Annotated in this window: 20 protein-coding genes; 11 read left to right on the top strand and 9 right to left on the bottom strand. The window is 64.3% G+C overall.

Features of this window, described 5'->3' with window-relative positions; translation table 11 throughout:
* The 5 genes from GGQ88_RS13500 to GGQ88_RS13480 all read left to right on the top strand — a co-directional run bounded on the left by GGQ88_RS13500 (nt 1) and on the right by GGQ88_RS13480 (nt 4,085).
* Nucleotides 1-456 carry an ExbD/TolR family protein gene (locus GGQ88_RS13500; protein WP_183613954.1) on the top strand — a complete coding sequence of 152 codons (456 nt, stop codon included), beginning with the start codon at nt 1-3 and terminating at the stop codon, nt 454-456.
* A 10-nt stretch (nt 457-466) separates the two neighbouring features.
* Nucleotides 467-1,444, top strand: coding sequence for a hypothetical protein (locus GGQ88_RS13495; protein ID WP_183613953.1), 978 nt, complete (start codon nt 467-469; stop codon nt 1,442-1,444).
* Nucleotides 1,441-2,832 (top strand): Tol-Pal system beta propeller repeat protein TolB, encoded by a 1,392-nt coding sequence (gene tolB, locus GGQ88_RS13490; protein WP_183613952.1) that lies wholly within the window; start codon nt 1,441-1,443, stop codon nt 2,830-2,832. Before GGQ88_RS13495 ends, tolB begins: the two co-directional genes overlap by 4 nt.
* Before the next feature lie 96 nt (nt 2,833-2,928).
* Nucleotides 2,929-3,444 carry a peptidoglycan-associated lipoprotein Pal gene (pal, locus tag GGQ88_RS13485; RefSeq protein ID WP_183613951.1) on the top strand — a complete coding sequence of 172 codons (516 nt, stop codon included), beginning with the start codon at nt 2,929-2,931 and terminating at the stop codon, nt 3,442-3,444.
* A gap of 107 nt (nt 3,445-3,551) precedes the next feature.
* Nucleotides 3,552-4,085 (top strand): J domain-containing protein, encoded by a 534-nt coding sequence (locus tag GGQ88_RS13480; protein ID WP_183613950.1) that lies wholly within the window; start codon nt 3,552-3,554, stop codon nt 4,083-4,085.
* Nucleotides 4,086-4,259: 174 nt separating this feature from the next.
* Here GGQ88_RS13480 and GGQ88_RS13475 read toward each other — a convergent pair whose 3' ends face one another.
* The 4 genes from GGQ88_RS13475 to GGQ88_RS13460 are packed head-to-tail and all read right to left on the bottom strand — an operon-like array spanning nt 4,260 to nt 7,155.
* On the bottom strand, nt 4,260-5,462 hold the full coding sequence (locus GGQ88_RS13475; protein ID WP_183613949.1) for a CCA tRNA nucleotidyltransferase: 1,203 nt from the start codon (nt 5,460-5,462) through the stop codon (nt 4,260-4,262).
* Nucleotides 5,455-6,057 (bottom strand): NUDIX domain-containing protein, encoded by a 603-nt coding sequence (locus GGQ88_RS13470; protein ID WP_183613948.1) that lies wholly within the window; start codon nt 6,055-6,057, stop codon nt 5,455-5,457. Before GGQ88_RS13470 ends, GGQ88_RS13475 begins: the two co-directional genes overlap by 8 nt.
* A complete protein-coding gene (locus tag GGQ88_RS13465; protein WP_183613947.1) occupies nt 6,054-6,623 on the bottom strand; it encodes a DUF1285 domain-containing protein in 570 nt (189 codons plus the stop codon). The genes GGQ88_RS13470 and GGQ88_RS13465 overlap by 4 nt, the downstream gene beginning before the upstream one ends.
* 22 nt (nt 6,624-6,645) lie before the next feature.
* Entirely contained in the window at nt 6,646-7,155 is a 510-nt protein-coding gene (locus tag GGQ88_RS13460; protein ID WP_246385967.1) for a GNAT family N-acetyltransferase, read from the bottom strand.
* Between the two features lie 208 nt (nt 7,156-7,363).
* Here GGQ88_RS13460 and GGQ88_RS13455 point away from each other — a divergent pair, with 208 nt between their 5' ends.
* From GGQ88_RS13455 to GGQ88_RS13445, 3 genes are read left to right on the top strand one after another with little or no spacing between them, the layout of a single operon-like run.
* Entirely contained in the window at nt 7,364-8,788 is a 1,425-nt protein-coding gene (locus tag GGQ88_RS13455; RefSeq protein WP_183613945.1) for a cytochrome ubiquinol oxidase subunit I, read from the top strand.
* Entirely contained in the window at nt 8,785-9,783 is a 999-nt protein-coding gene (gene cydB, locus GGQ88_RS13450) for a cytochrome d ubiquinol oxidase subunit II (RefSeq protein ID WP_183613944.1), read from the top strand. Before GGQ88_RS13455 ends, cydB begins: the two co-directional genes overlap by 4 nt.
* Nucleotides 9,770-9,931: a DUF2474 domain-containing protein gene (locus tag GGQ88_RS13445; RefSeq protein ID WP_183613943.1), complete on the top strand. Its 162-nt coding sequence runs from the start codon at nt 9,770-9,772 to the stop codon at nt 9,929-9,931. Before cydB ends, GGQ88_RS13445 begins: the two co-directional genes overlap by 14 nt.
* Here GGQ88_RS13445 and GGQ88_RS13440 read toward each other — a convergent pair.
* Nucleotides 9,912-11,306, bottom strand: a complete 1,395-nt coding sequence (locus GGQ88_RS13440; RefSeq protein WP_183613942.1) for a helix-turn-helix domain-containing protein — start codon at nt 11,304-11,306, stop codon at nt 9,912-9,914. The genes GGQ88_RS13445 and GGQ88_RS13440 overlap by 20 nt on opposite strands.
* A gap of 143 nt (nt 11,307-11,449) precedes the next feature.
* Between GGQ88_RS13440 and GGQ88_RS13435 the strand changes: the two genes are divergently transcribed.
* The 3 genes from GGQ88_RS13435 (at nt 11,450) to GGQ88_RS13425 (ending at nt 15,789) form a co-directional block, all read left to right on the top strand.
* Complete coding sequence (locus GGQ88_RS13435) at nt 11,450-13,045, top strand: isocitrate lyase (protein ID WP_183614056.1); 1,596 nt, start codon at nt 11,450-11,452, stop codon at nt 13,043-13,045.
* A gap of 77 nt (nt 13,046-13,122) precedes the next feature.
* Nucleotides 13,123-13,281: a hypothetical protein gene (locus tag GGQ88_RS13430; RefSeq protein ID WP_183613941.1), complete on the top strand. Its 159-nt coding sequence runs from the start codon at nt 13,123-13,125 to the stop codon at nt 13,279-13,281.
* Between the two features lie 213 nt (nt 13,282-13,494).
* Complete coding sequence (locus GGQ88_RS13425; protein ID WP_183614055.1) at nt 13,495-15,789, top strand: putative bifunctional diguanylate cyclase/phosphodiesterase; 2,295 nt, start codon at nt 13,495-13,497, stop codon at nt 15,787-15,789.
* Here the strand turns inward: GGQ88_RS13425 and purQ are convergent.
* The 4 genes from purQ to purC all read right to left on the bottom strand — a co-directional run bounded on the left by purQ (nt 15,786) and on the right by purC (nt 20,815).
* Nucleotides 15,786-16,463: a phosphoribosylformylglycinamidine synthase subunit PurQ gene (gene purQ / locus GGQ88_RS13420; RefSeq protein ID WP_183613940.1), complete on the bottom strand. Its 678-nt coding sequence runs from the start codon at nt 16,461-16,463 to the stop codon at nt 15,786-15,788. The genes GGQ88_RS13425 and purQ overlap by 4 nt on opposite strands.
* Before the next feature lie 15 nt (nt 16,464-16,478).
* Nucleotides 16,479-16,712 carry a phosphoribosylformylglycinamidine synthase subunit PurS gene (gene purS, locus GGQ88_RS13415; RefSeq protein WP_183613939.1) on the bottom strand — a complete coding sequence of 78 codons (234 nt, stop codon included), beginning with the start codon at nt 16,710-16,712 and terminating at the stop codon, nt 16,479-16,481.
* A 241-nt stretch (nt 16,713-16,953) separates the two neighbouring features.
* Complete coding sequence (locus tag GGQ88_RS13410) at nt 16,954-19,797, bottom strand: M16 family metallopeptidase (protein WP_183613938.1); 2,844 nt, start codon at nt 19,795-19,797, stop codon at nt 16,954-16,956.
* A 229-nt stretch (nt 19,798-20,026) separates the two neighbouring features.
* Nucleotides 20,027-20,815, bottom strand: coding sequence for a phosphoribosylaminoimidazolesuccinocarboxamide synthase (gene purC, locus GGQ88_RS13405; protein WP_183614054.1), 789 nt, complete (start codon nt 20,813-20,815; stop codon nt 20,027-20,029).
* Between the last annotated feature and the right edge of the window lie 255 nt (nt 20,816-21,070).

The raw sequence follows: 21,070 nt of genomic DNA, 5'->3' as shown, positions 1-21,070 counted from the left end.
ATGGCGATGTCGGTAGGTTCGAACAAGGGCGGCGCGGGGCGCGGACGGCGGGGCCGGGGCGGTCGCGCGGCGATGAGCGAGATCAACGTCACGCCGTTCGTGGACGTGATGCTGGTGTTGCTGATCATCTTCATGGTCACCGCGCCGATGCTTGCGGCGGGCGTGCCGGTGGACTTGCCCGACAGCAAGGCTGACCCGCTCGACCAGCAGCAGGACCAGATCACCGTCAGCATCGACGCCCAGGGCGCGGTGTTCCTCGACGACGAACAGCTTGCCCCCGGCGAACTGACCGAGCGGCTCGCGGGCCTTGGCCGCGGGACCAAACCGCCGCTCGTAACCTTGCGTGCCGACCGCGTGCTCGACTGGGGTCGCGTGGCCGCCGTGATGGGCGAATTGAACGCAGGCGGCTTCAAGTCGATCTCGCTGGTCACCAACAGTTCATCCGCGCCGCAATAGGTTTGGACTGATGCGAGATCCAACCGCAGGCGGACTGACGAAGCAGGAAGGTGCTGGCCTCGCGATTGCGGCAGCGGCGCATGTCGCGCTGCTCGTCGTCCTCTCGCTGTCGCCTCCGGGCAAGACGATCCAGCCGCCGCCGCAACGGATGGAAGTGACTTTCTCCGAAGAGATCGCCGACCAGTCGACCTCGCCCGATCCGATGGCGCAGGCGGCTCCCGATGTCGCGGCTGAACTGGGCGAAGCGCAGCCCGACCCTGCTCCGGAGCCGGTCGTTCAACCGGCTCCACAACCGGTCCCTCAACCAGCGCCCAGACCGGCTCCTGCCCCGCCGCGTCCGGCGCCTGCACCTCCCAAGCCTGCCCCTCAGCCCCCTCGGCCCAAGCCGGTCCCGCAAAAGCCTGCGCCACGCCCGCAACCGGCCCCGACAAAGCCTGCGCCCAAGCCTGCTCCTGCACGCCCTGCACCCCCTAAGGCCGCGCCAGCAAAAGCAGCCCCTGCCAAAGCCGCTCCGGCGAAGCCCGCGACCGCAAGGCCTGCCGACACCAGCCCGCGCCGTCGCCCCGACGCGCCCGCCGGTGGCAGCCGCATCGGCTCGGATTTCCTCAAGGGCATTCCCGCTGCCAGCACCCCCGGCACCGCAAAAACGCCGCCTGCCGCTGCGATCGGTCCGGCAGTAAAGTCCAGTCTTGCGAGTGCCATATCCCGCCAGATCAAGCCGCGCTGGGCCGCGCCGCAGGGTGTCGATGCCGACAAGCTGGTCACCATTCTGGCCTGGGACCTCAATCAGGACGGCAGCCTGGTGGGCCGCCCCCGTGTGGTCGATCAGCAGGGCATCACACCTGCCAACGAGGCGCAGGCCAAGCGTCATGCGGAGCAGGCGGTGCGCGCGGTCCAGCTCGCCGCACCGTTTGATCTGCCCGAAATGTATTACTCCGGATGGAAGCGCGTGACCGCCTTCCGCTTCGACAGGAAGTTGTCCCAATGAAGATGCGAAACCTCGTCCTGCTTGCCGGGCTCGTCTCGGCACCCGCGATTGTGGTGGCCCAGCAGACCACGCTGCCCTCGTCGGCTGCGCCTCAGGCGGCACCCCAGGCCGTCGAGGAAGAAGGCCTTACCGGCTCGGTCTCGGACGAGAACGAATGGCAGGACCTCGGCATCGCGATCCCTGCGTTCCCGACCAACGCCAGCGTCGCCACGGCAGCAGAGGGTGGCAATACCGAGGCGCTCGGCCGCAATGTCGCGCGGGTGGTATTCAACGATCTCAAGAACAACGGCCTGTTCAAGCCGGTCGGCCCCGATGCCCTTCCGGCGATCGCTTTCCCCCAGGTGGCCGCCCCCGCGTTCGACGGCTGGCGCGGTCGCTCGGCCGAAATGCTGGTGCAGGGCTTCGTCCGCGCCAATGGCGATGGCAAGCTGACCGTTGGCTGCTACCTCTACGACGTCGCGCTCGGCAGCGAGCTGGCGCGGCAGGGTTATGTCGTGAAGCCCGAGGAATGGCGGCGCGCCGCGCACAAATGCGCCGACATGGTCTATTCGCGGCTGTCCGGCGAAAGCCCGTTCTTCGACAGCAAGATCGCCTACATTGCAGAGACCGGCCCCAAGGATCGCCGCCGCAAGCAACTGGCGATCATGGATTCCGATGGCGCCAACCACCGCTTTATCACCAACGGTCAGGCCACCGCGCTGACGCCGCGCTATTCGCCCGACTACAGCCAGATCGTGTACCTGAGCTACCTCAACGGTGCGCCGCGGATCTACATCTACAACATCGGCACCGGGCAGCAGAAGCTCGTTACCTCGAGCAACAACCCCACGTTCTCGCCGCGCTGGTCGCCCGATGGCAAGTACATCCTCTATTCGATGGCGATTGCGGGCAACACCGACATCTACCGCGTTTCGGTGGGTGGCGGGCAGTCCCAGCGCCTGACCGATTCACCGGGCCTCGACGTCGGCGGATCGTACTCACCCGATGGCAGCAAGATCGTGTTCGAGAGCGATCGTTCGGGCGGGCAGCAGATCTATGTGATGAATGCGGATGGTTCGAACCAGAAGCGCATCAGCTTTTTCGGTGGCCGCGCCGCCACGCCCGAATGGTCGCCGCGCGGTGACCAGATCGCTTTCACCAACATCGCGGGCAACTTCCGCATCGGCGTCACCACACCATCGGGCGGCAGCATGCGCCTGCTGACCGACAGCTGGCAGGACGAGGCTCCCACGTGGTCGCCAAACGGCCGGATCATCCAGTTTTTCCGCACGGAACGCGGTAGTGGCAAGACCGGCATCTGGCAGGTCGACCTCACGGGGCGCAACGAACGGAAACTCAATACACCCGTCGATGGTTCTGATCCTGCGTGGGGGCCGGTTCTGCCCTGACCAAAGGGTTTGCCTTGCCAGGCGAACCGGTTCACCATTTCGCTGCAAAAAAAACTGCGGTGTATTGTTCGATTGTCCGACCAAGAGGAGTTTCCCATGACCCGTTCGCTGTTGATTGCCGGCCTTGCCGCCGCAACGCTGACCCTGGGTGCTTGCGCCTCGAAGCCCAAGACCCTGCCGCCCGAACCCGGCCCTGCTGCATCCAATTCGTATCAGGGATCGACCGCCGCAACGCCGGCAGGCCCGGTCGCTGGAAGTCAGGCCGACTTCATCGCCTCGGTCATGTCCGACACGGTCAATTTCGATACCGACCGCTACAACATCGACGCTGCGGATCAGGGCATCCTGCAGAGCCAGGCGCAGTGGCTGGGGCGTTACCCGAACAAGTCGATCACGATCGAAGGCCACGCCGACGAACGCGGCACCCGGGATTACAACATCGCGCTGGGTGAACGCCGGGCCAATTCGGCCAAGAACTACCTCGTCAGCGTCGGCATCGATCCCGCCCGGATCAACGTTGTCAGCTACGGCAAGGAACGCCCGATCGCGATCGGTTCGGACGAGGAATCGTGGGCGCGCAACCGTCGTGCGGTTACCGTCACGGTCAACTGATCGACCGCACATTGATCGAAGGTCCGGGCAGCGATGTCCGGGCCTTTGCTATTTCCCGCATCCGTCCCATCTTGACGTTTTGCGCACGGTAAGGCTTTGACTGACGCATGACGCGGCACGGACGATCGAGTGACTGGGGCTTTCCGCGTTGGCGGGGCTACGAAAGCGCGCGCGATGCTGCGCCGGTGCGGCTGTGCGACCGCGCGGGCTGCAACGAAAAAGGCGATTGCCCCGCGCCAAAATCACCCAACAATCCCGATCGTTGGTACTTCTGCCCCAAGCACGCGGGCGAATACAACCAGGGCTGGAACTACTTCGAAGGCCTCGACAAGGAGGAGGCCGAGCAGCGCGAAGCGCAGGAACGCGGCGATACCTCGGGCTACAGCCAGTCCGCATGGGAGGCATGGGGCGGCACGGGCGATGGCACGCGCAGTCGCGACGAACTTCGCGCGCTCGAAATGCTCGGCCTGGATCCCGACGCCGATTTCGACGCGGTCAAGAAAGCCTGGCGCTCCAAAGCCAAGGAAGTGCATCCGGACGTGCGCCCCGGCGACAAGGAAGCGGCCGAGCAGTTCCAGAAGCTGCAAGTATCCTACGAAGTCCTGCGTGCAGCCGAAGATCGGCGCGAATGGAAGGGATGACCGGCACCTGCCCACTCGCGCACTTTCCAGTAGGGGGGTAGGTGAAGCTGCTGCGGCGGGACGGCGCTCTGGTTCGCGATGGGCGTTGGCCGCCTAACCTGATCCCACAGCCTCAGCGCAAACGGTTCGACCATGCCAAGTCGATGCCGGGGCCGCGCTCGGCGGTGCGCATGCTTATCCGGCTGTCCCGCTGGTATGTCCCAGGACTTCATCAAGCAGTTCGCCAGTTCGTGCGTCGCCCGGAAACGCTTCGCTGACCCACCGGTCCTCGACCATTCGCAGGATCGCGGCGACTTGTGGTCCGGCGCTGACGCCGCGCGCCACGATCTGCCCGCCTTTTAAGGGCAGGACCGGAATTGCCCAGCCATCGAGCGAAGCGGTCGGAAGCCCGGCAAGCAGCAACCGGTCGCGCGCTTCCTCAAGCCCAATGCGATAGGCAAGGACGCGAGGATCGCCTGATATGCCTCCACGGCGCGCAGCACAGATCAGGCGCTTGCGCTGAGCAATCGACAAGCGCAAGCGCGCCGCAACCGTCTCGGCAACTGCCGGATCGGCCGGCAGAAGCGCGGCCAGACGGCGAACAGCCTCGCCCTTCAAGCCGAGCGCGCGTTCATGCGCGATCAGTGCGTCCAGTGTTTCGATCCCTTCGGGCAGAACTTCGGGCAGGACCTCTCGCAGCACACCAAGCTCTGCCATGCGTCGCACCGAAACTGCCGGATCGGGCAGGGCGAGCAGGCCCATCAGTTCCCAACCCACGCGCTCGCGCGACAGGCCTTTCAAACCCGGCGCGAGTTCGGCCACCGCGCTCTCGGCAGCGGTATCGGCAGGCAGCGAACCGAAACGCGCCTGAAAGCGGAAGTAGCGCAGAATACGCAGGTAGTCTTCGCGAATACGCGCATGGGCATCGCCAATGAATGCCACGCGACGCGCCGCGAGATCCGCGACGCCGCCAGTGTAATCGAAAACTTCCAGCGTGCGCGGATCGGCATAGAGCGCGTTGATCGTGAAATCGCGGCGCGCGGCGTCATCCTGCCACTGCGTCGAAAACGCGACCGTGGCATGACGTCCATCTGTCGATACGTCGCGTCGCAAGGTCGTGATCTCGACCGGCCCGCCTGCAACAACGGCGGTTACCGTTCCGTGGGCGATCCCGGTCGGCACTGACTTGATCCGGGCCGCAGTCAGGCGCTCCATGGTCTGCTCGGGCAAGAGCGTCGTGGCCATGTCGATGTCCTTGGGCGTGATCCCCAGGATTGTGTCGCGCACGACCCCGCCCACCCAGCGGCAGTTACCTTCGCCTGTCGGATCGAGCGCGGTTACCAGATCGGCGAGGTCCTCCCGCGAGGTCCACCCTGCGTCAGGCAAGCGTTCAGTCATGCCACGTCATCCGCTTGGCAAGGTTGGCAATGATCGCGGCGGTCACGCCCCAGATGCGGTGCTCGTTCCACATGATTTCGAGGTACTGGCCTTTCTGGCCACGAAACTCGCCGATCTTGCTGGCGTGCCGCGCCGGATCAAGCACGAAGTCCAACGGCGGCTCGAACCAGTCGGCGACTTCCGCCGGATTGGGCATGAGCGGCAGGTCCGCCGGGACCATCGCCAGGACGGGGGTTATGTCGTAGCCAGTGCCGGTGCGGTAGCGGTCGGTTGCACCGATCACTCGCACATCCTCGCTGCGCACGCCCAGCTCCTCGTTCGCCTCACGCAGTGCAGCCTCGACCGGATTCTCGCCCGGATCGATCTTGCCGCCGGGGAACGCGGCTTGCCCGGGGTGCGCGCGCATGTGCGAGGGGCGGTGGATCATCAGCACGCCGGGGCCTTCGGGGTGATCGCACCGGTCGGTGACGGCGATCAGCACCGCTGCGGGGCGCAAGCCGTCCTCGGGCAAGGACCGCCAATCCTCGTAAAGATCGCGGGCAGGCTCGCGGTGGCCTGCCACGTAGGCCCGCGTCAAACGGTCGAACAGGCTCACAGAGCTGGTACCAGTGCGATGCGCAAGCCCTGGCTTTCGACGACCAACTCCACGGGATCGCGTGAGAGTGCATAGTCGATCAACTGGCCGTAGGTGCTTCGGTTGAGCCGGGCCTCCACGCCATGACGCACGCAGAGGTAGTACGCAGGAACTTCGGCCGAGCCGCCCACCCGTAGCGCATGCTTGGGGCCGCAAACCACGAGATCATCGGTGTTGAGCCGGAAGGCGATTGCGCTGCCACCTGCATCGTCGACCTTGACCTGCATGTCGGTGGCGATGAACGCCGCATCCTCCACCGCGATCGAGAGCTTCTGAAACGGTGTGACCAGCCAGTGCTGCCCGGCATCGTCACGGGTCAGCAACGACGAGAACGCGCGCACCATCGCCGGTCGGCGAATCTCGCCGCCCTGATGATACCAACGACCATCGGCGGCGATGCGCATTTCGCTGTCGCCTGTTTCCTGCGGAGCCCACTGATCGAGCGGCGGCAGCTTGCGCGCGGCAACCTGCTCGGCAAGGTCGGCGAGACTCAGCGCGGCGAGTTCGGGAGGTGGGACATATGGCACGAGTCCGCCGTGCCAGATCGCGTTAGCGCAGCCAAGGCCCCAACGTGCCCTGCTGCGGAAGGATGGCGGGATTGGCGGTGCGGCAGAGCAAGCGGTGGCGCTCGACCGGGCCGGGAAGTTCCCATCCGCCGGTGTGTGCGCTCGAAAAACCGAACAGGTCGCCGTAATATTCGGGATCGCCGATCAGGACTTGCGGCAGCGGCGCGCGCGGGTCGATGGCGGTCAGCACTGCCGTCACCAGCGCCTTGCCGAAGCCCAGGCCCTGCAGGTGCGGCAGGACTGCCACGGGCCCTACCATGATCATGGGGTGCGCGCGTCCTTGCGGATCGGTCAGCGCAACTGGCCACGACTGGATCGTACCTGCCAGCATATCCTTGTCATCGAGCGCTGCAAACGACAGGTTGCCGAGCGTTTCCATGCCCTCGCGTACTTTATAGGCCGTGCGTTGGTGCCGCTCCGGTTCGAACGCCTGATCGAGCAAGTCCTCGACCAGAACGGGATCGACGTCGGCAAGCGGAATGATCTTCGACAAAACATGCTTCCTGAAATGAACGTGTCCGAAGAGACCTGCGGACGCGCGCCGATAGCGGTCATGGATCATGGCCGCAAGGTATGCATGCGGCACATGCAATCCGTGCAATCGTCACATCGACATTAGCATTTCGGAACGCGCAGATTCGCGCGTAAAGGGCCATCAACAGGCGCCGTCAGAGACGCCCGATCCCAGATTGGGGAAACAGATGTTCGCAGGGCTCGATCCGCAAGCAACCGCGCTGGTTCTGGCGCGCATGCAGTTCGCCTTCACGGTGAGCTTCCACTTCATCTTCCCGGCCTTCTCGATCGGACTCGCCAGCTATCTGGCTGTGCTCGAAGGGCTGTGGCTCAAGACCGGCAAGCCGCTCTACCTCGACCTGTTCCGCTATTGGCTGAAGATCTTCTCGGTCGCCTTCGCGATGGGCGTCGTCTCGGGCCTGGTCATGTCCTACCAGTTCGGCACCAACTGGTCGGTGTTCTCGGACAAGGTCGGCGGCGTGATCGGCCCGTTGATGGCTTACGAGGTGCTGACCGCGTTCTTCCTCGAAGCGGGCTTCCTCGGCGTGATGCTGTTCGGCATGAAGCGGGTGGGGCGGGGTCTGCACTTTGCGGCAACGCTGATGGTGGCGCTGGGCACATTCGTCTCGGCGTTCTGGATCATCTCGGTCAATTCGTGGATGCAGACCCCGACCGGGTTCGAGATGGGGCCGGGAGGCCAGTTCCTGCCGGGGCCAAGTTGGGCGGCGATCATCTTCAACCCGAGCTTCCCTTACCGCCTCGTCCACACCGTCATCGCGGCGTACCTCACGACCGCGTTGGTTGTAGGCGCGGTCGGCGCATGGCATCTGCTGCGCGACCGGACGAACGCGCATTCGCGCAAGATGTTTTCGATGGCGATGTGGATGGCAGCGCTCGTCGCGCCAGTCCAGATCGTGGCGGGAGACATGCACGGCCTCAACACGCTCGAACATCAGCCCGCTAAGGTCATGGCGATGGAGGGGCACTACCAGTCGCATCCCGATGGCGCGCCGCTCTATCTGTTCGGCATCCCGGACGACAAGGCGCAGCGGCTCGATTACGCCGTGGGCATTCCGAAGGCCTCGAGCCTGATCCTCAAGCATGACCCGAATGCACCTTTGGCGGGTCTGGATACGATCGCACCCGAGAATCGCCCGCCGGTGTGGATCGTATTCTGGTCGTTCCGGATCATGGTCGGCATCGGTTTTGCGATGCTCGGCCTCGGCCTGTGGAGCGTGCTCGCCCGCACGCGCAGGCGATTGTACGAATGGCCTATGCTCCACCGCGCCGCAGTGGTGATGGGGCCATCGGGCTTCGTCGCGGTTATCGCAGGCTGGGTCACCACCGAAGTGGGCCGCCAGCCGTTCACGGTCTACGGCCTGCTCCGGACTGCGGACTCGGTCAGCCCCATCGCGGCTCCGGCAGTTGCGGCATCGCTACTGGCATTCGTGGTTATCTATTTCGCGGTGTTCGGCGTTGGCACTTGGTACATCCTGCGTCTGATGAGCGCTGCGCCCGAACCGCACGAGGATGGGCCGGAAGAGGACGAGCAGGCACCGATCCGAACCGCCGGTATCACCCCGGCGCATCAGCCGCAGGGAGGCGTCCAATGATCGATCTTACCGTGATCTGGGCACTGATCATCGCTTTTGCCGTGTTCATGTATGTTGTCATGGACGGGTTCGACCTCGGCATCGGCATCCTTTTTCCCGCGTTTGCGCCGGGCGAGGAGCGCGATCAGGCGATGAACGCCATCGCGCCGGTGTGGGATGGCAATGAGACGTGGCTGGTGCTGGGCGGCGGAGGTTTGCTCGCCGCGTTCCCGCTGGCCTATGCAATCATCCTGCCCGCGACGTATCCGCTGATCATTGCGATGATGCTGGGGCTGGTGTTTCGCGGGGTTGCGTTCGAGTTCCGCTGGCGCGATCCGCGCCACCGCGCGTTCTGGGACATGGCGTTTTTCGGCGGGTCGCTCGTCGCCGCGCTGGCGCAGGGGATCACGCTCGGCGCACTTCTGCAGGGCATTCATGTCGAGGGCCGCGCTTATGCCGGCGGCTGGCTCGATTGGCTCTCGCCTTATTCGTTGCTGACCGGGATCGGCGTGGTCGCGGGGTACTCGCTGCTCGGCGCATGCTGGCTTGCGCTCAAGGTCGAAGGCAGTGCCGAGGACAAGGCGTTCGGCTTTGCCCGCAAGGCGGCGTGGGCGACGATCCTGCTCATGGGAAGCGTCAGCCTCGCGACGCCGTTCCTGGCGGGCCAGTATTTCCAACGATGGTTTACCGAGCCGATGATCTACTGGCTCGCGCCTGTACCGCTGATCACCGGCGCGGTCGCATTCGCGCTGCTGCGTTCACTTGGGAAAAAGCACGCCTGGCGTCCGTTCATGCTGACGCTGGCTATCTTCCTGCTCGGGATGGTCGGACTCGGCGTGTCGATGTGGCCGTGGGTCGTCCCGCAGAGCGTATCCATCTGGGATGCCGCCGCACCACATCGCTCCCAAGTGTTCATGCTGATCGGCGTCGGCATCGTCATGCCGCTGATCCTGGCCTACACCGGCTGGGCCTACTGGGTGTTCCGGGGCAAGGTCGGCAGCCATGGCTATCATTGACCCGCGCCTTGACGGTGCGGATCAGGCCGAGGCGCGCCCGCTGTGGCAGCGCCTCGGCTGGATGGTCGCGATCTGGCTTGGGAGCGTTTTGACGCTCGGCGCGGTCGCTTGGGTGATTCGGTCTTGGCTCAACTCTCCGCAAAACTGAACGGTTCGGCGGCGCGACGGTAATCGTCTGGCAGGATCTCGCGCCCTATCGGGGGTTCGGCGCGGGCCGTGCAGGCGACGCGGTGGCACAGGCGACAGGTGACGCCGATGGGTGTCGCCACAGCGGCCTTGGGATCCACGCCTGCGCCATAGACGAGTCGCGGCGCATGTTCCGCCGCGCAAGCCAGTGCGATCGAGCGTGTCGTGCTCGGCCTGTCGAACCCGCCACCACCGGACGTCACCGCTCGTGCCAGCGAAAAGAACCGCTGGCCGTCGGGCAGCTCGAGCCATTGCGTCACGACCTTTCCCGGCGTGCGGAAGGTATCGTGCACGCTCCACAGCGGGCAGCCCCCGCCATGCGCGGCGAAGGGGAACCCCGCACCGTCCAGTCGCTTCGAGACGTTGCCCGCCGCATCGACGCGAATGAAAAAAAACGGAACGCGCTCCTGCCCGGGCCGATTGAGCGTGGTCAGCCGGTGCGCGACTTGCTCGAAGCTGGTCCCGAACAGTCCCGACAATGCCTCGATGTCATAGCGACGCGCATCCACCGCGCGCGCAAACCTGTCGTAGGGCATCAGCAACGCTGCCGCTGCATAGCCCGCCAGCGCCCGCCGCACGAGGTTGCCCGCCGTCTGGCTGGCAAAGCTCTCACCACGGATCACCGTCGAAATCTCCGTCCGCAGTGCCGTATAGGCGATGTGCTGGACAAGCTGCCATGTGCGGCTCGATGGCGAGAGCGTGTCGTCGATTAGCAGCTGCTCGTTGTGCCGGTCATAGCGCCGGATCGCGTCCATCATCACATCGGGCGGAAGGAACCGCACACGCACGCTGCGCGCGCGCAACCACTCCTGCGGTCCGCCAGCCTTGTCGATTTCGACCGCCAATTCCTCAGCCTTCGAATCGATGGTCGGGAAGTAGTTGCGCCGAGCCGCCACGAAGCGACGCGCCTCGCCCACCGGGTCACTTGCGCTGCTGCCCGACCCGGCATTGCGCTGGTCGGCCAATGCCTCCTGCTCGCGCTGCCACGCTCCGTAAAGTCGCAACAGTGCCTCGGTCACCCCGGGAAAGCTCGCGGCGACATCGGCTACTTCCAGCGCGGGCAGATCGATATCCGCAAAGATCGGATCGCGCAGCGAATCGCTCAACCGGCGCGCGTAGTCATCGCGGTCGTCCGCAGCCAGGTCGGCCATATCGAGCTTGTAGGCCCGCGCGAGCCGGATCAGCAGATCGGCCGTCAACGGGCGCTGGTTGCGTTCGATCAGCGCGATGTAACTGGGCGATATGCCCAGCTCATCGGCCATCGCTTGCTGGGTAAGACCCAGTTCGCGGCGCAATCGCTTCAAGCGCGGGCCAAGATAAAGCGGTCTCGAAGCCATTCACGGTATCCTGTCCAAGCTGCACAACTTTACAAGCATATTCTGTAAAGTTTGACAACATGACGCCGTTTCCCATTCCGCCCCACGATTTCCCGGATTACCTCACCATCAGACACATCGAATACCGCGTGAGGGAATCGGACATGACCTACCACCAGAACATCGTCGAAGCGGGCAAGGCTATCGCTCCTTATAGCGAAAGCTGGGACGGAATCGACGCGCAGTCAGTCGCGCGTATGCGCCTGCAGAACCGTTTCCACACCGGCCTCGATATCGCGCGCTATACTGCCAAGATCATGCGCCGCGACATGGCGGCTTACGACGCGGACCCAGCAAATTATACCCAGTCGCTCGGCTGCTGGCACGGCTTTATCGGGCAGCAGAAGCTGATCTCGATCAAGAAGCATTTCGGCACGACCAAGGGCCGCTACCTCTACCTGTCGGGCTGGATGGTCGCAGCGCTGCGTAGCGAATTCGGACCGCTGCCGGACCAGTCGATGCATGAGAAGACCTCGGTCAGCGACCTGATCGAAGAACTCTACACCTTCCTCAAGCAGGCCGATGCGCGTGAACTGGGCATGCTGTTCCGCGATCTCGACGCTGCCAAGGCTGCGGGCGATGCGGTCAATACCCACCGCCTGCTGCACAAGATCGACGAGTACGAAACGCACGTCGTGCCGATCATCGCCGACATCGACGCAGGTTTCGGCAACGCCGAGGCGACCTATCTGCTCGCCAAGAAGTTCATCGAAGCTGGTGCCTGCTGCATCCAGATCGAAAACCAGGTTTCCGACGAAAAGCAGTGCGGCCATCAGGACGGCAAGGTCACCGTCCCGCACGAGGACTTCCTCGCGAAGATCCGCGCTGTCCGTTACGCCTTCCTCGAACTCGGCGTCGATGACGGCGTGATCGTTGCCCGCACCGACTCGCTCGGCGCTGGCCTGACCAAGCAGATCGCGTTCACTCGTGAAGCCGGCGACCTTGCCGACCAGTACAACGCGTTCCTCGATTGCGACGAAGTCGATGCGGCTGCCCTCAACCACGGCGACGTGCTGATTGCCCGTGATGGCAAGCTGATGCGCCCCAAGCGTCTGCCTTCGAACCTCTTCCAGTTCCGTCCCGGAACCGGCGAAGATCGCTGCGTGATGGACTGCATCGCCAGCCTGCAGAACGGCGCGGACCTGCTGTGGATTGAGACCGAAAAGCCGCACATCGGCCAGATCGGTGGCATGGTGAACCGCATCCGCGAAGTCGTTCCTAACGCCAAGCTGGTCTACAACAACTCGCCAAGCTTCAACTGGACGCTCAACTTCCGCCAGCAGGTTTACGATGCGTGGGTCGAAGCGGGCAAGGACGTCAGTGCCTTTGATCGCGCCAAGCTGATGAGCGTCGATTATGACGGCACCGCACTGGCTGACGAAGCCGACGAGCGCATCCGTACGTTCCAGCGTGATTCAGCGGCACAGGCGGGCATCTTCCACCACCTGATCACGCTGCCGACCTATCACACGGCCGCGCTGAGCACCGACAATCTGGCGCGCGAATACTTCGGCGAGCAGGGCATGCTGGGCTACGTCAAGAACGTGCAGCGCGCCGAAATTCGCCAGGGCATCGCCTGCGTCAAGCACCAGAACATGTCGGGCTCTGACATCGGCGACGATCACAAGGAATACTTCGCCGGTGAAGCCGCGCTCAAGGCTGGCGGCGCTGCCAACACGATGAATCAATTTGCTGCATAGCGCAGCGGGGAACCAGTTCGCTGCATAGCGACATCAATTCGCGGCAATCATGCCACGAAGATCCAAGGAGACTGACAATGGCTGAACCAGCCCGTGCCCGCGCGGTCCTCTCGACCGAGGACTTCAAGCTGATCCGCGAAGCGGTATTGCACTATCTCAAAGCAAGCGAGGATCAGCCGGAATCGGTGAAGTTCTCGCACCTGTACCACCGACTTGGCAGCGCGATGGGGCGCTGACCTCCCAGCATTCAAGATCTTTCCTGGGGAGGAAAGTTCGGCCCGTCGCGTTCATGAACGCGGCGGGCCGTTTTGCGTCAAATTTGTCGTCGGATCGACTGGTCGGTTACGATTGGATAATGAATCATCTGTAATTATTCGCAGGTGACGTTCAACCTCTCTCCTGTTGTCGATGCCGCGCCTTCCAGGCTGCCGCTGCTTGCCGTCATTGGCATGCACGACCCGGAAGGGGCAGACTGGGGCCGGCTGCGCGGCCTGCAGTATTCGCGTCTCGCCCGTCTGTCTTTCGCGCGTCTTGCCGGACACGGCATGGCGGCGCTGCTCGTGCTCCAGACTTTCGCGACGCGCGTTCATCCCGTGGCGCTTGTCGCGTGGATGGCAGTACTGGTCGGCGTGCTCATTTCCGGGGCGCGGTTCGACCGGACCTTGCTGGATGCGGACCGGCGGCGGATCGGTCGTCGGGAGATGCATCGCCAGACCGTTAGCTCGGTCTGCATCGCGCTGGTCTGGGCCATTCCGATGGCGCTGTTTGCGCCATTCGGAAACGCTGTCGACCGAATGACCCTGTGGACGATACTCGCGATGCTGATGACCGGCATGGCGGTAACGTTCGCGTCGATGCCGCTCGGCACGGTGCTGTTCTCGGCCATCGTCGGCACGGTGTCGATCGGCGTATTCCTGCTCGAGGGCGAACTGACGTCGGCTGTGGCTGCCACGGCATTCGTCGTGATCGTGACGGTCGGCGCGGTCGAAGCTGCGCGCACCTTCCTGGGTGCACGTGTTGCCGAGGCTGGCATGGCCGACAAAAGCGAGGTGGTCTCGTTGCTGCTGCGCGAGTTCGAGGAGGGCGACGCCGACTGGCTGTGGCAGGTCGACCCCAATCGCCGGGTCCGTTCGGTCAGTCCCCGCTTTGCCTTCGCACTGGGCGAGGACCCTGAGGATATCGACGGAAAGTCGCTGATCCAGCTCATTGCGGGCGATGCCTGGGAGAAGGGACACTTCCATCCCAGCCTCCACGATCTGGCCGAGCGGCTCAAGCGTCGCGAGAGTTTTTCGAACCTGCTGGTCCGCGTGACCTTGCGCGGCAGCAATCGCTGGTGGGAGCTCTCGGCCTCACCCAAAACGGATGATAACGGTGCGTTCGTCGGCTTCCGTGGTGTCGGATCGGACGTCACCGAACAGCGCGAAAGCGCCGAGAAGATCGCCTATCTTGCGCGCTACGACACGCTGACCGGCCTGCCCAACCGGCTGATGCTCAACGAAGCGGTCGGTGACGCGATGGGTTACGCTGAAAAATGGCGTAGCTGCTGCGCGTTCCTGATGATCGACCTCGACCGCTTCAAGGCGGTCAACGATACGCTCGGTCATCTGGTGGGCGACCAATTGCTGGCGATGGTGTCCGAGCGGTTGAAATTGATACTGCGCGACAACGAAGTGTGCGGTCGGCTGGGCGGCGACGAATTCGGCGTGATCATCCAGGATGCGTCCGATGGCCAACGCGTGGAGGAATTGGCGCAGGCGATCATCTCGACGCTTTCGCAACCTTATATCGTCGACCATCACACGCTTTACGTCGGCGCAAGCGTCGGTTCGGGCGTCGGGCCGCGCGACGGAGCGACGGTCGAGACACTGCTGCGCAATGCCGATCTCGCACTGTATCGCGCCAAGGAGGACGGCGGTGGGCGACACTGCCTGTACGAGCCATCGCTTCACGCCCATGCCGAGGAAAGGCGCCAGCTCGAATTCTCGCTACGCAACGCGCTCGATCGCGACGAATTTTCGGTTGTCTACCAGCCAGTGGTCGACGCCATCACCGAACAAGTGGTGAGCTTCGAGGCGCTGCTGCGCTGGACCAGCACCGAGCACGGCTTTGTCAGCCCGGCGAAGTTCATCCCACTTGCCGAGGACACCCGGCTCATCGTGCCCATCGGCGAATGGGTCCTGCGCACCGCTTGCCGCGAGGCGATGAACTGGCCCGACAATGTCAAGATTGCGGTCAACGTTTCCGGCGAACAGTTGCTCGATCCGTATTTCTCCGAGACCGTTGTCGGCGCGCTGTCAGCGACCGGTCTGCCGCCGCACCGGCTGGAGATCGAGGTGACCGAGAGCATTTTCGTGCGTGACGGGACGACCGCGCAAGGCACGCTCGAGAACCTGATGGGCATCGGTTGCGGCGTCGCGCTCGACGATTTCGGGACGGGCTATTCCTCGCTCGGCTACCTGCGGCGGATGCGCTTTTCGACGATCAAGGTCGATCGCAGCTTCGTGCAGGGCGCTGCCAAGGACAACCCGGAGAGCCTGGCGATCGTCCGCGCCGTCGTTGCGATGGCCGACAGCCTCGAGATGTCGACGACCGCAGAGGGGGTCGAGACCGAGGCGGAATTGGCGATGATCCGCAAGCTCGGTTGCAAGAAGATCCAAGGGTACTTTTTCGGCCGCCCGATGAGCGCGACCGATGCGCTGGCCCTGTTCAGCCCTGACCGGATGGCACGGCGCCTGGCGAGCTAAGCCGCGACCAGACCGCGCACGACGCTTTCGAACAGCGCGCGACCGTCGGTGCCGCCCTGTGCCGCTTCGATCATCCGTTCGGGATGCGGCATCATGCCGAGAACGTTGCCGCGATCGTTCAGCACGCCCGCGATATTGCGTGCCGAGCCATTGACCGGCGAGGCATAGCGGAATGCAACGCGACCCTGACCTTCGATGCGGTCGAGCGTTGCTTCGTCGGCAAAATAGTTGCCGTCATGGTGCGCGACGGGGATCGTGATCTGCTGGCCTGCGTCGTAGCCCGCGGTGAACAGCGACTGGTTGTTCTCGACCGTCAATTGCACATCGCGGCAGACAAAGCGGATACCGGCGTTGCGCATCAGCGCGCCGGGCAGAAGGCCCGCCTCGGTGAGGACCTGAAAGCCGTTGCACACGCCGAGCACCGGCACGCCGCGTTCAGCCGCGCGGACGACAGCCTGCATTACCGGCGAGCGCGCGGCCATGGCGCCCGAGCGCAAGTAATCGCCATAGGAAAAGCCGCCGGGGAGGGCGATGAAATCGAGGCCCTCGGGCAGGTCGGCATCGCCGTGCCACACGCGGTGGACGGTGCCGCCGCAGACCTGCTCGATGGCAACGGCCATGTCGCGATCGCAGTTTGAACCGGGGAAAGTGATGACGGCGGAAGTGAAGGCCATGACGTGCGCTCCTGCTCAGCCGGCCTTTTCGATGCGGTAGTTCTCGATCACCATGTTGGCCAGCAGCTTGCGGCACATGTCGTCGAGTTGCTCATCCGAGGTGGTGTCGGCAACGTCGAGTTCGATGACCCGACCGGCGCGCACATCGTTAACGCCCGAAAATCCGAGGCCTTCGAGCGCGTGGTGGATGGCGCGGCCCTGCGGGTCGAGCACGCCATTCTTGAGGGTGACCAGAACGCGAACCTTCATCGACGGAGCCTTTCGGACGAAACCAGCGGAGAATCCTTGCGCGGGCCTATGCAACCGCCGGGCGCGAAGGGCAAGGCGCGAGTGGTTTTTGAAGCTGGCATTTGCGCAGGGCACGTGACCTCATCCCCTCCCCCGTTCGTGTCGAGCGTAGTCGAGACACAGGCGCGCGGTGTCTCGACTACGCTCGACACGAACGGGGGTTTTCTGGTCCGCGCTTTTTCGCTCCCACGTAATGTCAGGTTTAATGAGCCGCCCCGCCACCCTCGGGAAGGACCAGAACCTGCACAGCCCGTTCCGGCGTGAGGTAGCGGGCGGCGAGCCTCTGCAGATCGGCGGCTGTCAGTGCTTCTAGGCGCGAGCGGGCGGATTTTGCACGAGCGAGGCGATCGGGCTCAGTCTGGGCGCGTTCGGCGAGGTTCATCCACCCGCCATTGGTCTTGAGCGAATTGTCGATGCGTTCGAGCATCGGCGCGCGAGCGCGCTGGAGGATATCAGGATCGACCGGGGCGGCGGCAAGCCCGCGCATGGTCTCGTCGAGCGCGGTGCGCGTGGCATCAACGTCTGCCAGGTCGACCGAGGCGGCGACAGCAAAGCTGCCGTAGCCGGGCCAGACGTGGCTGAGGCTGCTCGACGCGCCGGGGCTGTACGCCTTGCCGAGCTTTTCGCGCACCGTGTCCAGCACTTCGATCCCGGCGACCTCGGCGAGTAATGCCAGACCCATCGCCTCGACCGGATCGCGATCGTCGCGGGTCGGCCAGACGCTGCGGACGATGGCCTGATTGGCCTCGCCAGTATGGCGGATGATGGTGGGGCCGCGGTTTGCGGTGAATCTGCGCTGGCGTTCGGCGGTGTATGGGCGGAACTCGGCTTCCCGCGTCGGGAGCGCACCGAAGGTTTGTGCGACGGCGGCGATGGCGGCGGCTTCGTCGATGTCACCGACGATGGCGATTTCGATTGCGCCATGGGCGAGACGGTCGGCGATGGATACGCGCAACTTGTCGTAGCTGAGCGAGGTGTAGGCGTCCTGCGATTGGAGGGTGAAGCGCGGGTCGTTGTCCGAGAGGATGCCGCCAATCGAGTTTGACAGTGCGTCGCCAGGGCTTGAGCGCAGGCGTGCGAAGAAGTTGGCGATGTTCTGGCGGTAGGCGGTCTCGCCTTCAGGGCGATAGCCTGGGTCGGTGAGCAGCGCGGCGGAGACCTGCAATTGCAGCGCCAGATCGCGCGGCGTGGTGGTGACGCTGCTTTCGAAGGTGTCGCCGCTGACGCCCAGGCCTGTGGCGACCGAGCGACCGGCAAGGAGGGTCTGGAGGTCATCCTCGCTGTGGAGACGCAAGCCCCCCCGCGCGAGAACTCCGGTCATCTCGGTGGCGAGCGGGTTGGCGAGGGTATCGAGCATTTCGCCGCCATCGACATGGATGCGCACTTGGACGCGGTCGCGCGCAAGGTCGGTGCGCTTGAGGTTGAGCCGCACGTTGTTGGCGAAGCGGATCTGGCGGATGCCGTAGAGCGGCTCGGTAACGTCGGAGACGACCGCACCGGCAGGTCCGAAATCGGTGTAGGCGAAAGGAGCGGGGTTGGGCACTTCGCCTGCCGAAGCCTTGGCGTGGGTGGACTTGTCCCAGGTCTTGCGCAGTGCGTCGGTGCCGCCGGCAGGCGCGGTGCGACCCTGGAAGCGGATGAGCGGGGCTTTGAGCGGGACAGCTTCGCTCTTTAGCGCCGCCATAACCGCTTTGGGTGTGATGCTGGCGGTAAAGGCGTTGAATCGGGCGAGGCCGGATTCGGGCGTGGTCGGCACCTGATCGTCGCGGATCAGGGCGAGCGCCGCGCCGACCAGTGCGCCGTGGCTGCGGGTCTGCGATCCGGCAGCGGCGTTTTCGAGTCCGGTGCGGATGTTGGCGAGTTGTTCGGCGATTTCGGTCTGCGTGAAGCCGCGCGCCATCGCGCGGGCGTATGTTCCTGCGGCGGCGGCGAACCCGCGCTGCCACTGGCCATCCACCGCATCGACGATCAAATTGGTGGTGCGCCCGATCTTGAACACCTCGCTGGTGCCGAGCCCCGCGCCACGAAACGGCGGATCGACCACGCGGGTCATGCGCTGGAAGCGGCGGTTGATCACGCCATAGCCGATCTGGCGCAACAGGTCGCGACGGCGGTTGGCGATGGTGTCGGGCTCATCCAGCCACGGCCCGTGGCGCGAGGCGGTGACGCGCTCTGACAGCGAGGGGTTGAGGTGGATGTCGGCGGCACCCTTCTGCTTTGAAAGGACCTTGCCTTCGTCCGGGCGCGGTGTCTCGGGCCGGGCTTGCCAGTCGGCAAAGCGGGCACGGATGGCCTGTTCCACCGTGTCGGGATCGAAATCGCCGACAATGACGATGGTGGTTTTGGAAGGCACGTATTCGCGCGTCCAGAACGATTTCACCGTGTCGGCCGTAGCGGCGTTCAGCGCCTCGACCGTGCCGATGGGCAAGCGCTTGGGATAGGTCGCGGCGGGATAGAAGAAGGCGAGCTGGTCTTCGAGATTGGTGCGCTGCCAGCCTTGCCCGTCGCGCAGTTCGGACAGCACCACGCCACGTTCGCGCTGCACGGCTGCGGGCTCGATGGTCAGTTCGCTGGCGGTCTCGCGCATCAGCATCAGTGCGGTGTCGAGCAGCTTTGGATCGGCGCGTGGCAGGTCGAGCATGTACAACGTCTGCTCGAATGAGGTCTGCGCGTTGGTATCCGCACCGAACGAAAGCCCGTTGCGCTCGAGCAGCTTGATCATCTCGCCCTCGGGCACATTCTTCGAGCCGTTGAAGGCCATATGCTCGACGAAGTGGGCAAAGCCGCGTTCGCTCTCGCGCTCGTCGAGCGAGCCGGTGGCGATGTCCATGCGCACTTGCGCGGTGCCGACAGGCGTCGCGTTGCGGCGGATGATGAAACGCATGCCGTTGTCGAGTTTACCGAAACGGAACGCAGGGTCGCGGGCAAGGTCGCTCTGCTCGAACGCCCATGTAGGTCTGGGGGCGCTGGATAGGCTGGCGGGCTGCGCGGCGCAGGCGGCGAGGCTGAGGGCGGCGGTGAGGGCGAGCAGGGGGCGGAAGATCATTGCGTGCGGTGTGCCCGGTTGGGGCGCGGGGTGCAATGGTGCGTGGGGCTGGGGGGGCGCAGGTGCTTCGACAGGCTCAGGATGAGCGGGTCATTTTGATTTATAGGGCGATCATACCAAGTCCGCTCATGCTGAGCTTGTCGAAGCACGGGCATTAACGGATTTGCCACAACAAAAACCCCCTCCGTTGCCGAAGGGGGTCTTTATATCCAGCCAAAGGCCGTAACGCTTACTTCTTGCCGCCACGCAGTTTGCGGTGGGCGCCAAGGTCGAACACCTCGCTGGGGCCGCTGTCGTTTTCGAGCAACCCCAAGCGTCGGGCGACTTCCTGATAGGCTTCCTCCTCGCCGCCGAGGTCGCGGCGGAAGCGGTCCTTGTCGAGCTTTTCGCCGGTGATCATGTCCCACAGGCGGCAGCCGTCGGGGCTGATTTCGTCGGCCAGGATCACGCGGCTGTAGTCGCCGTCCCAGATGCGACCGAACTCGATCTTGAAGTCGACGAGGCGGATGTTGATTGCCGCGAACATGCCGACCATGAAGTCGTTCACGCGGATCGCCATCGAGGACATGTCCTGCATTTCCTCGTTGCTGGCCCAGCCGAAGCACGCGATGTGCTCTTCCGACACCAGCGGATCGCCCAGCGCGTCGTCCTTGTAATAGTATTCGATCAGGGTGTGCGGCAGCGGCTCACCCTCTTCGATACCCAGGCGCTTGGAGATCGAGCCGGCCGCGACATTGCGCACGACGACTTCGATCGGGATGATTTCGACCTGACGCACCAGCTGTTCGCGCATGTTGAGGCGGCGGATGAAGTGCGTGGGGATGCCGATGTGGGCAAGCCGCGTGAACACATATTCGCTGATGCGGTTGTTGATCACGCCCTTGCCGTTGATCGTGCCGCGCTTCTGCGCGTTGAACGCGGTGGCATCGTCCTTGAAGTACTGGATCAGGGTGCCGGGTTCCGGACCCTCGTAAAGGATCTTGGCCTTGCCTTCGTAGATCTGGCGGCGACGAGACATCATCTTGCTTCCTGCACCATGCCGGGGATTCGCGTCCCGGCCGAATAAGAAACCCCGGCATACGAGGGAGTCGCGTAGGCGACCGCATCGCTTTTGCCGGGGCGTTCATGGGGGCATTAGGCCAAATCCGGCAAAAGTGCAATTGCGTGGTCAGGTTGCGGGCGTTCGGCTTTAGTAGGAGGCCTCCTGCTTCTTTGCGCCTTCGTACGAACCCTTTTTTCCGAGCCAGCGGCGCGCGGGGTTCCCCAACGGACT

This window comes from Novosphingobium hassiacum, from assembly GCF_014196055.1.
GTDB lineage: Bacteria > Pseudomonadota > Alphaproteobacteria > Sphingomonadales > Sphingomonadaceae > Novosphingobium > Novosphingobium hassiacum.
This window is presented reverse-complemented; position numbering and strand designations above follow the sequence as displayed.

Bases quoted from the DNA above. Each gene is read 5' to 3' on its own strand.
- GGQ88_RS13430 (WP_183613941.1), top strand. From the start codon at position 13,123: ATGGCTGAACCAGCCCGTGCCCGCGCGGTCCTCTCGACCGAGGACTTC.
- GGQ88_RS13500 (WP_183613954.1), top strand. From the start codon at position 1: ATGGCGATGTCGGTAGGTTCGAACAAGGGCGGCGCGGGGCGCGGACGG.
- cydB (WP_183613944.1), top strand. From the start codon at position 8,785: ATGATCGATCTTACCGTGATCTGGGCACTGATCATCGCTTTTGCCGTG.
- GGQ88_RS13440 (WP_183613942.1), bottom strand. From the start codon at position 11,306: ATGGCTTCGAGACCGCTTTATCTTGGCCCGCGCTTGAAGCGATTGCGC.
- GGQ88_RS13445 (WP_183613943.1), top strand. From the start codon at position 9,770: ATGGCTATCATTGACCCGCGCCTTGACGGTGCGGATCAGGCCGAGGCG.
- tolB (WP_183613952.1), top strand. From the start codon at position 1,441: ATGAAGATGCGAAACCTCGTCCTGCTTGCCGGGCTCGTCTCGGCACCC.
- purS (WP_183613939.1), bottom strand. From the start codon at position 16,712: ATGAAGGTTCGCGTTCTGGTCACCCTCAAGAATGGCGTGCTCGACCCG.
- GGQ88_RS13480 (WP_183613950.1), top strand. From the start codon at position 3,552: ATGACGCGGCACGGACGATCGAGTGACTGGGGCTTTCCGCGTTGGCGG.
- purQ (WP_183613940.1), bottom strand. From the start codon at position 16,463: ATGGCCTTCACTTCCGCCGTCATCACTTTCCCCGGTTCAAACTGCGAT.
- GGQ88_RS13475 (WP_183613949.1), bottom strand. From the start codon at position 5,462: ATGACTGAACGCTTGCCTGACGCAGGGTGGACCTCGCGGGAGGACCTC.
- GGQ88_RS13435 (WP_183614056.1), top strand. From the start codon at position 11,450: ATGACCTACCACCAGAACATCGTCGAAGCGGGCAAGGCTATCGCTCCT.
- GGQ88_RS13410 (WP_183613938.1), bottom strand. From the start codon at position 19,797: ATGATCTTCCGCCCCCTGCTCGCCCTCACCGCCGCCCTCAGCCTCGCC.
- GGQ88_RS13495 (WP_183613953.1), top strand. From the start codon at position 467: ATGCGAGATCCAACCGCAGGCGGACTGACGAAGCAGGAAGGTGCTGGC.
- GGQ88_RS13455 (WP_183613945.1), top strand. From the start codon at position 7,364: ATGTTCGCAGGGCTCGATCCGCAAGCAACCGCGCTGGTTCTGGCGCGC.
- purC (WP_183614054.1), bottom strand. From the start codon at position 20,815: ATGTCTCGTCGCCGCCAGATCTACGAAGGCAAGGCCAAGATCCTTTAC.
- GGQ88_RS13425 (WP_183614055.1), top strand. From the start codon at position 13,495: ATGCACGACCCGGAAGGGGCAGACTGGGGCCGGCTGCGCGGCCTGCAG.
- pal (WP_183613951.1), top strand. From the start codon at position 2,929: ATGACCCGTTCGCTGTTGATTGCCGGCCTTGCCGCCGCAACGCTGACC.